Origin of the sequence: Leifsonia sp. C5G2, assembly GCF_013359685.1 — a bacterium.
Taxonomy (GTDB): domain Bacteria; phylum Actinomycetota; class Actinomycetes; order Actinomycetales; family Microbacteriaceae; genus Leifsonia.
Genome location: NZ_JABFMV010000019.1, coordinates 23826 through 35904, shown reverse-complemented (window position 1 = coordinate 35904; position 12079 = coordinate 23826). Strand labels below are relative to the sequence as shown.

11 protein-coding genes and 1 tRNA gene are annotated in these 12079 nt (G+C 72.0%); 3 read left to right on the top strand and 9 right to left on the bottom strand.

Translation table 11 applies throughout. The features are described 5' to 3' along the window. Window positions 1-79: 79 nt before the first annotated feature. From HNO83_RS18565 to HNO83_RS18545, 5 genes are all read right to left on the bottom strand, one after another. Window positions 80-841: an FHA domain-containing protein gene (locus tag HNO83_RS18565; RefSeq protein ID WP_175339016.1), complete on the bottom strand. Its 762-nt coding sequence runs from the start codon at window positions 839-841 to the stop codon at window positions 80-82. Then, on the bottom strand, window positions 838-2505 hold the full coding sequence (locus tag HNO83_RS18560; RefSeq protein ID WP_175339015.1) for a serine/threonine-protein kinase: 1668 nt from the start codon (window positions 2503-2505) through the stop codon (window positions 838-840). Before HNO83_RS18560 ends, HNO83_RS18565 begins: the two co-directional genes overlap by 4 nt. Before the next feature lie 5 nt (window positions 2506-2510). After that, entirely contained in the window at window positions 2511-3815 is a 1305-nt protein-coding gene (locus HNO83_RS20830) for an FHA domain-containing protein (RefSeq protein ID WP_175339014.1), read from the bottom strand. 139 nt (window positions 3816-3954) lie between these two features. Then, on the bottom strand, window positions 3955-4773 hold the full coding sequence (locus HNO83_RS18550; protein WP_175339013.1) for a PP2C family protein-serine/threonine phosphatase: 819 nt from the start codon (window positions 4771-4773) through the stop codon (window positions 3955-3957). Beyond that, window positions 4770-5837: a TerC family protein gene (locus HNO83_RS18545; protein WP_175339012.1), complete on the bottom strand. Its 1068-nt coding sequence runs from the start codon at window positions 5835-5837 to the stop codon at window positions 4770-4772. Before HNO83_RS18545 ends, HNO83_RS18550 begins: the two co-directional genes overlap by 4 nt. Window positions 5838-6129: 292 nt before the next feature. Between HNO83_RS18545 and HNO83_RS18540 the strand changes: the two genes are divergently transcribed. Continuing rightward, window positions 6130-6357 (top strand): KTSC domain-containing protein, encoded by a 228-nt coding sequence (locus HNO83_RS18540; protein WP_175339011.1) that lies wholly within the window; start codon window positions 6130-6132, stop codon window positions 6355-6357. 77 nt (window positions 6358-6434) lie between these two features. Here HNO83_RS18540 and HNO83_RS18535 read toward each other — a convergent pair. From HNO83_RS18535 to HNO83_RS18525, 3 genes are all read right to left on the bottom strand, one after another. Next, window positions 6435-6507 (bottom strand) — tRNA-Glu (locus tag HNO83_RS18535). Between the two features lie 84 nt (window positions 6508-6591). Continuing rightward, a complete protein-coding gene (locus HNO83_RS18530; protein ID WP_349627296.1) occupies window positions 6592-7509 on the bottom strand; it encodes a diacylglycerol kinase family protein in 918 nt (305 codons plus the stop codon). A 35-nt stretch (window positions 7510-7544) separates the two neighbouring features. After that, the gene (locus HNO83_RS18525; protein WP_175339010.1) at window positions 7545-9662 is read right to left on the bottom strand and encodes a copper-translocating P-type ATPase; all 2118 of its coding nucleotides are present in this window, start codon (window positions 9660-9662) and stop codon (window positions 7545-7547) included. An 86-nt stretch (window positions 9663-9748) separates the two neighbouring features. On the opposite strand from HNO83_RS18525, the gene HNO83_RS18520 reads away from it, so the two are divergent. Next, a complete protein-coding gene (locus HNO83_RS18520; RefSeq protein WP_175339009.1) occupies window positions 9749-10387 on the top strand; it encodes an MBL fold metallo-hydrolase in 639 nt (212 codons plus the stop codon). Beyond that, window positions 10384-11802, top strand: a complete 1419-nt coding sequence (locus HNO83_RS18515) for a cryptochrome/photolyase family protein (RefSeq protein WP_175339008.1) — start codon at window positions 10384-10386, stop codon at window positions 11800-11802. Before HNO83_RS18520 ends, HNO83_RS18515 begins: the two co-directional genes overlap by 4 nt. A 3-nt stretch (window positions 11803-11805) precedes the next feature. Here the strand turns inward: HNO83_RS18515 and HNO83_RS18510 are convergent, their stop codons facing one another. After that, window positions 11806-12069 carry a hypothetical protein gene (locus HNO83_RS18510; RefSeq protein WP_249776850.1) on the bottom strand — a complete coding sequence of 88 codons (264 nt, stop codon included), beginning with the start codon at window positions 12067-12069 and terminating at the stop codon, window positions 11806-11808. Between the last annotated feature and the right edge of the window lie 10 nt (window positions 12070-12079).

Below are 12079 nucleotides of genomic sequence, written 5' to 3'. Positions count from 1 at the left end.
CGTCAACGCTAACACGACCCCCCGGCGGGGGTGGAATGGGGAGCACTCCCCATTCCCCGCCGGGCCACGCGCCACCGCGTCAGTCGTCCGCCCCACCATCGACTGGATCCGGGGTCTGGTCAAGGCGCGCAGCCACCCCCTCAAGGAGGGGCAGGTCCTCGACGCCGACCAGACGCGTGGTCACCGCGTACTCCACCAGCCGTGCCCGGCGGTTCGTCGCGAGCTTCCCCCGGCCGCCGCGCAGCCCGGCGACGCCGAGCTTGTCGAGCTTGTCGCAGACGTTGTCGAGCTTGCGGTTGAAGGTGGTCATGCTCCACCCCAGCCGCTCCGCGGCCTCCGCCGACGTCGGGATCGTGCCGCGCCCCGGCACCGCCTGGGTCAGCACGCCCTCCGCCAGCGCGACGATGAGCTGCCGCTGGCTGGTGGTGAGCGTGACCGGGAGCACCGTCGTCGAGCCGCCGGACGAGTCCACCTTGACGGTGGTGTCGAAGTAGTCCTCGTCGCTGGCGATGGTGAAGTCGTAGGTCGTCGCGCCCGCGCTGAACATGACGTGCATGGTCTGGAAGACGATCGGCAGCTTGGCGCCGGGAGCGAGCCAGGCCTGCATGGTCCCGGTCGCATCGGTCACGGTGGCGGTCAGGAGGGTGCCGACGTTGCTCAGCCACCACATCCCGAAGTCGCGGCTGACCGTGAGGAACCGGCGGTGCAGGTACGGGTTGTCGTCGATCGTCAGCTCGGCCTCGCGGCCGATGCCGAACTCGATATCGGGCTCCACCCGGTACAGCTCGCCGCAGTACTCCACGGTGAGCGGGGCCGCCGTGCCCTCGGTCGCGCCGGTCATGGGGCGCACGCCTTCAGCTGCTCGGACGTGCGGCCGGCCCGCACCGTCGCGACGTCGATGCACACCGGGGCGCCGGGGGCGATGCCCGTGACGGTGACCGTCGGCTGGTCGGTGACGGCCGGCCCGTTCGTCGTGCCCTCCTGCAGCCAGGTGAAGCGGTCGTCCTTGCGCGGGTCCTTCGTCTTCCAGGTGAAGGTGGCGCTCGTGCCGTCCGGCGCGCGGACGGCGGAGACCAGCACGGGAGGCGGCACGACGGTGACCGCGATGCCGCCGTCGCCGTCGCCTCCGCCGTTCCCGGCCTGCTGGGTGCCCGGGGTCTGGGCCGGTGCGAGGACACCGGCCAGGACGGCCGCACCGACGCCCAGCACGATGACGGCGGCGGCGCCTGCGCCGATCCAGCCGAGGAGGCGCCGGCGCGGGTCGCGGGCGGTCTCCGCGTCCGTCTCGGTCCCCTCGTCGTGCTCCTCGGCCGGCGCGGGACGCTGCCGGAGCAGGGTGTGCTCGGGGACGTCCGCTGCGGTGTCCGACGCCCGGGGCGTCACCGGCACCACGCCGCGGACGCGGGTCGGCTCCGGCGCGGGCGCGGACGGCGCGTCCGTCGCGTCGGGGACAGGAGCCGAGGGTGCGGGCGACGGCGGAGCCTCCGGGGCGGGCGCCTGGGCGCGGATGGTCGCCACGGACCGCGCGCGGGTCTCCTGCTCCCCGCCGCCGTCGGCCGCCGGCGCCGGGCGGGCGTCGCCGAGGCTCAGATTCGGGACGTCGATGCTGGTGGGCGCGAGGCCCAGCTCCAGCTCGACCCGCTGCAGGGCGCGGGCGAAGTCCACCGCCGACTGGTAGCGGTCCTCCCGCCGCGTCGCCATTCCCCGCCGCAGCGCCCCGGTGAGCGAGGCGGGCACGTCCGTGCGGTCGAGCGGGGTGATCATCCCGCGCTCGATGCGTCCCATCAGGTCGAGCGTGCCGTTGGAGCGGCCGGGGACCTCGAACGGCGTGCGCCCGGCGAGCAGCGTGTACACGGTCGCCGAGAGCGAGAAGATGTCGCTGCGCACATCCGGGTCGGGATCGTCGGAGAACATCTCCGGCGGCGACCACGGCACGCTCAGCCCGACGCTGCGGCTGCCGGAGGTTGCGGTGTCCGACGGCTCGCGGCGCAGCTCCGAGAGCGTCGTGGTGTGCACCGGGAGCTCCTCGAGCGCCGACGCGATGCCGAAGTCGGTGAGAGCGGGCCAGCCGAGCGCGTTCGTCAGCACGTTCGCCGGCTTGATGTCGCGGTGCAGGATGCCCGCGGCGTGGGCAGTGGCGACCGCGCTGGAGAGCCGCACTCCGGTGCGCAGCGCATCCTCCACGCCGATCCGCTCCCGCTTCAGGCGGTCGGCGAGCGACGGGCCGGAGCAGTACTCCATGACCAGGTACGGCCGGTCGTCGCCCGCCACCCCGGCGTGGAAGATCGTCACGATGTAGGGATGCGCGGAGAGCCGGGCCATCACGTTCGCCTCGGCGACGAACCGGGCGCGGGCGGTCTCGTCCACGCCGTCCGTCAGCAGCACCTTCACGGCGACGCTGCGCCGGGGCAGGTCCTGCTCGTAGAGGAAGACGTCGGAGAACCCGCCCGACCCGAGCAGGCGGATGAAGTGGAAGCCGCCGAGCTCGGGCGGCTGCGAGGCCATGCGCCTCATCCGGCTGCCTCGACGGTCAGCGTCGCGCCGCTCCCCAGGTCGATGACGGTGCCGAGCACCACGGTGGTCGGCTCGCCGCTGCGCAGCTTCTGCGGAGACTTGCCGGGCAGGACGATCATCGTGCCGTTGCGCGAGTGCAGGTCGGTGACGACCACGCTGTCGCCTTCGACGGCGACGGCCACATGCGATCGGGAGATGTCGTCCTCGGCGCTCGTCAGCGTGACCGGCCGGGCCCCGCGCAGCGACGGGACGGCCGTCACGCTCGGGGCGCGGCCGACGACGACCGGGGCGGACAGCGGCTCCCGCCGGCCGTCGGAGAGCAGGACCGAGAAGGCCTGCGGCGCCGGGACCGGCGCGACGTCGGGCTCGTCGGCTGCCGCGAACGCGGGACGCTCCGGGAGGTCGCCGCTCATCACGGTCAGGCCGTCGTGATCGCCGGCGAGGCGATTCGCAGCGGACGGGAACGAGTCGGTGATGAAGCCGGGGAGGTCGATCCGCGCCGGAGACGCCGCGTCCTCATCCGCGTCCGCCTCGGCGGGGCGGACCGCGGCCTCCTCGACGCTGCGGACCATGGTCGCGCCGAACAGGTGGTCGTACCCGGCCGGCTCCTCCTCTGCGCCCGGCGCGGCGCCCGCGGCGTCCGGGACATCCGCGATGGTGGCCTCCGGGATCCGCGTGTGCGGGTCGGGTTCGGCGGGAGCCTCCGGCTCCGGAAGGGGCGCGTCCGCGAAGGGCTCGACGGCGGGACCCGCCACGATCTCGACGGGCTCAGGCTCGGGCGCGGCCACCCGCGCTGCGGCGGCTGGAACGGCCTCCACGGGGCCGGTGTCGCGCTCGCGCTTCGGCGGCGCGGCGACGGTCGCGCCCACGTCCTCCGCCAGGGCCGCCGGCGCCCAGCTCAGGCTCGCCGACCGCACCACGCCCTCGGTCAGCGGCAGCGTGGCCGCAGTGGGCGCCGGCCCGAGGGTGGCGGACTCGACCCCGGGCAGCTGCAGCTCCACCCAGGACGACACCCCGGAAGCCGCGACGACCCGCTCCCGGCCGCCCTCGGAGACCGAGGCCAGGCCCGTCCCGCGGACGGCGAGCAGAGCGGTCTCGGCAGAGACGTCGATCAAGGCGAAGGACGGCGTGCGGCTCAGTCCGTGCGCCACCAGGGCGTCCAGGGTCTCGGCGAAACCTGCGCGCACCGCCGGGAGGAGGTCGCGGAGCCGTGCGGCATCCGTCTCGGCCACCAGGAGCGCCCGCCCGCCGCCCGCGACGACCGCCCACTCCCCTGCTGCCGGCTGCTGAACCTCGAACACGGACGAACTTCTCCCTCGGCTGCGTCTGTCCGACCCGCCGCCGTCGCACCTCGATGGCGCCCACGATCCGGTCGGAGTCTCTTCCCCGCCGACGATTCAACCACGTCCTGCGCCGGGAGGTCGACGCGTGGGCCTGCGGTCAGCCGCGCGGGCGGGTGTCCTCGAGGTCGCGGCGGCCGTCGTCGTCCGCCCGTTCGCGGGTGTCGACAGGCGGGGCCGCATCCTCCCCGGTGGTGGACTCCAGCACGATCACGGTGATGTTGTCGTGGCCGCCCGCCTCGTTCGCGGCGTCCACCAGGGCCGACGCGGGGTCGGCGGGGCTCGTGGCCAGGATCTCCGCGATGCGGCGGTCGTCCAGCTCGCGGGTGAGCCCGTCGGAGCAGACCAAGAAGATCTGCCGCCCCTCCTCCGGGAGGAGCGTGCTGTCGGTGTCGACGAAGTCCTCGGCGCCGAGGGCCCGCGTGATGACGTTCCGCTCGGGGTGCACGGCGGCCTGCGCCTCCGAGATGAGGCCCGCGTCCACCAGCTCCTGCACGGCCGAGTGGTCGACGGTGAGCTGACGGAGCTCGCGGCCGTCCCAGGAGTAGACGCGCGAGTCGCCGACGTTGACGACCATCCACTGCTCCGCCGCGAGCTCGGGAACCCGCACGCGGACGACTCCGGTGAGGGTCGTGCCGGCGACCGCCGCCCCCGACTCGTCGGCGCCGGAGAGCGCACGGACCGCCGCGTTGGCCTCGTCGATGGCCCTGATGACCTCGTCCGGGGTCGGGCGCGAGCCGGCCTGCAGCGTGCGGGCCAGGCTCTCGACGGCCGTGCGGCTCGCCAGGTCGCCCCGGGCGTGCCCGCCCATGCCGTCGGCCACCACGAACACCGGATCCTGCGCGAGAGCGCTGTCCTCGTTGACGTGCCGGACCGCGCCCGTGTCGCTGCGCACCGTCACGCCGACGAGAGAGCTCATGTTCGGGGGTCCTCCTGCGTGCCGTCGGCGGCCGCGTTCTCGGCCTCGACCTCATCCGGGTCATCGCCGTGGATGGCCTCGGCGACGCTGGTTCCGCTCATGCGCAGCTTCACCAGACTTGCAATCGTAGCGACAAGCATGGCACCCACGATGACGGCCAGCGACGTCCAGGTGCTGATATCGGGCGCCCACTCGATGTGCTGGCCGCCGTTGATGAACGGCAGCTCGTTCTCGTGCATGGCGTGGAAGATCAGCTTCACGCCGATGAACGCGAGGATGAAGGCGATGCCGTACTTGAGGTACACCAGCTTGTCCAGCAGGTGGCCCAGCAGGAAGTAGAGCTGCCGAAGGCCCATCAGGGCGAAGACGTTCGCGGTGAACACGATGAACGGGCTCTGCGTGATGCCGAAGATGGCCGGGATCGAGTCGAGCGCGAACAGCAGGTCGGTCGTCCCGAGCGCGAGGAACACGATGATCAGCGGCGTGAACATGCGCCGGCCGTCCACCGTCGTGCGCAACCGGTTGCCCTCGTACTGGCCCGACACCTTCAGGTGCTTGCGGGCGAACCGGATGAACCAGGAGTCCTCCTCGCCCTCGTCGTCGTGGCTGCGGAAGGCCTGGTTGAACGCCGTCCACAGCAGGAACGCGCCGAACAGGTAGAAGATCGAGCTGAAGCTGGCGATCAGTCCGGCGCCGAGCAGGATGAAGACGCCGCGGAAGATCAGCGCGAGGATGATGCCCACCATGAGCACCTCCTGCTGGTACTTCCTGGGCACCTGGAACCTCGCCATGATGATGACGAAGACGAAGAGGTTGTCGATGCTGAGGCTGTACTCGGTCAGCCAGCCGGCGAGGAACTGCCCGGCGTGCTCCGCATCCCCGATCAGCAGCATCAGCAGGGCGAACAGCAGCGCCAGCGCGATGTAGAACGTGACCCACAGCGCCGACTCCTTCGGGCTCGGGATGTGCGGCCGCTTGAAGATGATCAGAAGATCGAAGGCGAGGATCAGCAGCAGGACGACGAACGAGCCGATCTCGAACCAGAGGGGCAAAGCGACGGTCACGGAGGAACCTTTCGAAGGGCAGGGGGAACCGGCCGAAAGTCTCTCCCGCACCTCGCGGTGCCCCTGCGCCCGGGACCTCGCCGTTGGGATCCGTGATGACGTGCGCAGCGCCGGCCGTGATGCGGTCACCCGCAGCCGGCCGTCCGGGATACTCCCCTTCGCTTCCCACATCCTAGTCGCCCGCGGCGGCGCGGCCGGGACGGGTCTCATCCACGGGACGCGACACGCCGTGAGCGGGCGCCCGCGAGCGGCGTGTTGCGTCCCCTGGATCGGCGCGGCGTAGGGTGCGGGGGTGGAACGGGACGGATTCGCGAGCTCGGTGATCGCGTCGGCGGGCTACGACGCGGACGTGCAGACGCTCGAGGTCGAGTTCGTCTCCGGGGAGGTCTACCGGTACCTGCTCGTCCCGCGGCGGGTGTGGCGCGAACTGCGCGCGGCGGACTCGGCCGGAGCCTACTTCTCGGCGGAGATCCGCGGCCGCTACCCCGAGGAGTGGATGCCGCGCGGCGGCACCGTCTGAGCCGGTCCGGGCAAGCGAGAAGAGGCAAGCGAGAAGCCCTCCCGGACAGGTGTCTGGGAGGGCTTCTCGTGGTGTTGTGACCCCAGCGGGATTTGAACCCGCGTTACCGCCGTGAGAGGGCGACGTCCTAGGCCGCTAGACGATGGGGCCGTCTGGCAACTAGAAGATCATGCCACAGATGGGGGTCGGGTGCCAAAACGAGCCGTGCGCCCCGGGCGCGTCGTGGGACCCCCGTCACACGAGCACCCGGAGGACGCCGGGAGCGACGGCGACGTCGATCGGGAGCGGGCCGATCCGCTCGCCGTCGGCGTACGCGACGATCCCCTCCGCATCCACCCGCACCGCGCTGACGGGCAGGATCGTGACCTCCGGGAGGCCGGTGTGCTCGCCGCGGAAGACCGACGGGAAGACCCGCAGGAATCTGAGCCGCGACATCCGCCCGACGATGAACAGGTCGAGCAGGCCGTCGGAGAGGTCCGCGTCGGGCACGATCCGCATCCCGCCGCCCAGGGAGCGGTTGTTGGCGACCGACACCAGCATGGCGTCCACCTCGATCAGCCGGCCGTCGGCGTGGATGCGGTAGCGGCGCGCCTTCAGCGTCGCCAGCTCGCGCAGCAGGGCGACGACGTAGCGGCTGCGCCCGCGGGGCCGGGTCATCCGGTTGGCCCGTTCGTTGACGATCGCGTCGAAGCCGGCCGACACCACGCAGCCGAACCAGGTGGTGAGCTCGCCGTGCCGGATGGTGCCCGCGTCGATGACGCGTGGCTCGCGCTGCAGGGCGGCGAGCAGGAGGTCGATGGCGGCCTCGGTGTCGCGGATCGGGATCCCGAGGCCGTCGGCGAGGTCGTTCCCGGTCCCGCTGGGGACGATGCCGAGCGGGGTGCCGGTGCCTGCGACCAGGTCGATCCCCAGGTTGGCCATGCCGTCGCCGCCCACCACCACCAGCGCGTCGGGCCGGTCCCCGTCGTCGCTCAGGGCGCGGGCGGTCTCACGCCGCAGCAGCTCGATGTTGGCCTCGTCCATGGCGATGACGTGGTGCCCCGCCTCCCGCAGCCGTTCGACGACCCGGGGGCCGACGTCGCGGCGGTGCCCGAACGACGCCATGGGGTTGACCGCGACGACGACGGTCCGCGCAGCAGCGGTCACAGCCACGATGATGGCATACCCGCCGCCCGCCGCTGGACTTCTCAGAGGCGGAGGCGGCGGAGCAGCTGGGCGTTGAGGGCCACGACGATCGTGGAGACCGACATCAGGACGGCGCCGAACGCCGGGGAGACCACGATGCCGAGGCCGATCGCGACGCCCGCGGCGAGGGGCAGCGCGATGACGTTGTAGCCGGTCGCCCAGCCGAGGTTCTGGAGCATCTTGCGGTAGGTGGCGCGCGACAGGGTGATGACGGCCGCGACCCCGCGCGGATCGCTGGAGGCGAGGACGACGCCGGCGGACTCGATCGCCACGTCGGTTCCCGCGCCGATGGCGATGCCGACGTCCGCCTGCGCGAGGGCCGGGGCGTCGTTCACCCCGTCTCCCACCATGGCGACCCGGGAGCCGTCCGCCTGCAGGTTCGACACCGTCGTGGACTTGTCGCCGGGCAGGACCTCGGCGAACACCTCGGCGATGCCCAGCTCCGCCGCGACGGCGTCGGCCACCGCACGCGAGTCGCCGGTCAGCATGGCGACCCGGACGCCACGGTCGCGCAGCGACCGGACGGCCTCCTTCGACTCCGGCCGGATGACGTCGGCGAGTGCGATCGCCCCGGCGACGGCGTCGCCGCGGACGACGTAGACCACCGTCTGGCCGGCTGCGGCCGCACGCTCGGCGGCGTCCCGGATGCGCGGCGGCGCGGTCAGCGACCGTTCCGTCAGCAGGCGCGGCGCGCCGACGACGACCGTCTCGCCCGCGACCTCGGCGGACGCCCCGCGCCCTCCGAGCGCCTCGAAGCCGGACACGGGCTGCACCACGAGTCCGCGCTCCCGGGCGGCGCGCACGATGGCCGCTCCGATCGGGTGCTCGGCCGGAGCCTCCACGGCGGCGGCGAGCGCCAGCACCGCGTCGTCGTCGCCGTCGGTCGCGGCGACGGCGGCGACGCCCTGGCGCCCCTCGGTGAGCGTGCCGGTCTTGTCGAACAGGACAACGTCGACCCGGCGGGCGTCCTCCATGGCGTGGCGGTCGCGGATGAGGAGGCCGTTGCGCGCCCCGAGGGCGGTCGAGATCTGAGCGACGAGCGGGATGGCCAGGCCCAGTGCATGCGGGCAGGCGATGACCAGGACGGTGACCACGCGTTCGAGGACGAACCCGGGGTCGCCCGGACGGAGGATCGCCCAGACGATCAGCGTCAGGGTCGCGACGGCGAGCGCGACGTAGAAGAGCCACGCCGCCGCACGGTCGGCGAGCACCTGCGCGCCCGACTTGCTCGCCTGAGCATCGGCGACCAGCTTCATGATGCCGGCGAGGGCGGTGTCCCCGCCGGTGCGGCCGACGCGGACCACGAGCGACCCGCTTCCGGAGATGCTTCCGGCGACGACCGGCTCCCCCGGTCCGCGCGTGACCGGCTTCGACTCGCCGGTGAGGAGGGACTCGTCCAGCTCGCTCCGCCCGTCGACGATCTCGCCGTCCGCGGGCACGGCCGAGCCGGGACGCACCCGGACCAGGTCGTCGACGCGCAGGTCGGACACCGCAACGGTCTCCGGCTCGCCGTGCACGTCGGGCACCCGCTCCGCGGTGTCCGGCAGGAGCTTGGCCAGCTCGCCGAGCGCATCCTGTGCACCCATGACCGCGGACATCTCGATCCAGTGCCCGAGCAGCATGATCAGGATGAGGGTCGCCAGCTCCCACCAGAAGTCCATCCCGGGAAGTCCGAGCGTCACGGCGAGGCTGTACCCGAAGGCGACGACGATCGCCAGCGAGATCAGCGTCATCATGCCGGGCTGCTTGGCACGCAGCTCGTCGACCGCGCCGCGCAGGAAGACGAGGCCGCCGTAGAAGAAGATCGCGATGCCGAACGCCGCCGGGATGAACTGGCTGCCGGGGAACCGCGGGCCGGACAACCCCAGGATCTCCTGCAGCCCCGTCGAGAAGACCAGCGTCGGGATCGTCAGGGCGAGCGTCAGCCAGAACTTCCGCCGGAAGACCGCCGGGTCGTGCCCGGCGTGCCCCGAATGGTCGCCGTGGCCCGCGTGCCCGGCGTGCTCGGCGTGCTCGGCGTGCTGCGAATGGTCCGTGACCGCAGCCTGCTCTCCGTGGGTCGCGTGGTCGTGCGCCTCGGCGCCTCGGGCGGTGGTCGTCCGCTCTTCGTTCTCGTCCATATCGGCTGCAACAGTACCCCTAGGGGGTATATTCCGCAATGGCGCGCTGCTTGCATGTCGATCCCTTCCGGTATTTCCTAAGAGCCATGAGACTCACCAAGTTCGAGCACGCGGGCCTGCAGCTGGAGCAGGACGGACGGAAGCTGTTCATCGACCCGGGAAGCTTCACCTCGCCGCTCACCGATACCGCGAACACCGTCGCCGTCGTGATCACCCACGAGCACGCCGACCACTGGACCCCCGAGCAGCTCAGCCGGGTGCTCGACCTCTCCCCCGACGCCACGATCTACGGCCCGGAAGGCGTGGCCGCCGCAGCTGCCGACTTCGACATCCACGTCGTGCACCCCGGCGACAGCGTGGAGGCCGGCCCCTTCTCGCTGCGCTTCTTCGGCGGACGTCACGCGGTCATCCACGAGAGCATCCCGGTCGTCGACAACGTGGGCGTGCTCGTGAACGACACCCTGTACTACGCAGGCGACTCGTTCTCCATCCCGGACGGCGTGGAGGTGGACGTGCTCGCTGCCCCGGCCGGAGCTCCCTGGATGAAGGTCTCCGAGACCATGGACTACGTTCTCGCGGTGAAGCCGAAGCGCGCCTTCCCCATCCACGAGATGGTGCTCTCCCGCGCGGGCAAGGACATGTCGAACGGCCGCCTGCAGTGGTCGACGGAGCAGAACGGCGGCACCTTCTACCCGCTGGAGCCCGGCGACTCCCTCGATCTGTGAGCCCTCGATCCGCGAACGCTGAGAAGGGCGGAGCCGGCCCTGCGGTGGTGTGGTTCCGCGACGACCTGAGGATCGCCGACAACCCGGCGCTGTACGCCGCCTCGCGGTCGGGGGCGCCCGTGCTGTGCGTCTACGTCTGGGATGACGAAACTCCCGGCCTGCGCGCTCCTGGCGGGGCCGGACGGTGGTGGCTGCACCACAGCCTCACGGAGCTCGCGGCCTCTCTGGAGCGTCTCGGAGCCGCCCTCACCGTGCTGCGCGGCCGGAGCGAGAAGGTGATCGGCGACCTGCTGCGCGAGACGGACGCTTCTGCGATCTTCTGGAACCGCCGCTACGGCGGCCCGGAGCGGCGCATCGACGAGGCCATAAAGGCGAGCGCGCGGGAGGCGGAAGTCGAGGCGACCAGCTTCGGCGCCTCCCTGCTCTTCGAACCGTGGACCATCCGAACGGGCCAGGGCACCGCCTTCTCGGTCTACACCCCGTTCTGGCGCGCCTGCCTCGCGGCTCCCCCGCCGCGGACGCCCGGCCCCGCTCCGCGCTCCCTGAACGGCGCGCAGGCCCCGCGTTCTGCTCATGCGGTGACTCTCGACGAGCTCGGACTGCTGCCGACCCATCCCGACTGGGCCGGCGGCCTGCGCGAGGCGTGGGTGCCCGGCGAGGCCGCGGCGCACGAGCAGCTCGCTCGATTCGTCGAGGGCGACATCGCGTCGTACGCCGAGGACCGCGACATCCCCGGCGTGGACGCCACCTCGCGGCTGTCGCCGCGACTGCGCTGGGGCGAGCTGAGCCCGCACCAGGTGTGGCACGCCGCCCGCGAGAGGCGCGACCGCCACGCCGATCCGGCGACCGCCAAGAGCGCCACCACCTTCCTCAGTGAATTGGGCTGGCGCGAATTCGCCTACCACACGCTCTTCGAGCACCCCGACATCGCGACCGTGAACATCCATCGCCAGTACGACTCCTTTCCGTGGGCCCGCCTGCACCCGAGTGTGCTGGAGGCCTGGCAACAGGGTCGCACCGGCATCCCGCTCGTGGACGCGGGGATGCGAGAACTGTGGACAACCGGGGTTATGCACAACCGGGTGCGCATGGTCGCGGCGTCGTTCCTCATCAAGAACCTGCTCATCGACTGGCGCCGCGGCGAGCAGTGGTTCTGGGACACGCTGGTGGACGCCGATCCCGCGAACAACCCGTTCAACTGGCAGTGGGTCGCCGGGAGCGGCGCGGACGCCGCACCCTACTTCCGCGTCTTCAACCCCGAACTGCAGCGGGAGAAGTTCGATCCGCACGGCGATTACGTACGCCGCTGGGTGCCGGAGTGGGACACCGGGGAGTACCCGGAACCGCTGGTCGACCTCAAGGAGTCCCGGCAGGCCGCGCTCGCGGCCTACGACGTCGTCAAGGCGTCGCGCTAGCCGTCAGCGCCCGTGCTCCGCCAGGATCTGGTCCACGTCGATGCGGCGGAGCAGGGCCTCCCAGTCGAGGTCCCTCGCTACATCGGCCACCTCCTCCTCGGCGAACACGCGCCCGCTCCGCTCGACCACGACGCCGGACGGCAGCATCCGGTTGAGTTCGGCGAGGATGGCGTCGTCGACGGCCTCGGTGTCGAAGTCGGCGCCGACGCGGGCGAGGTAGTCGCCGGAGAGGGTGTAGGAGACGATCCCGGTTTCGATGCGGCTCATGTGCCGCATG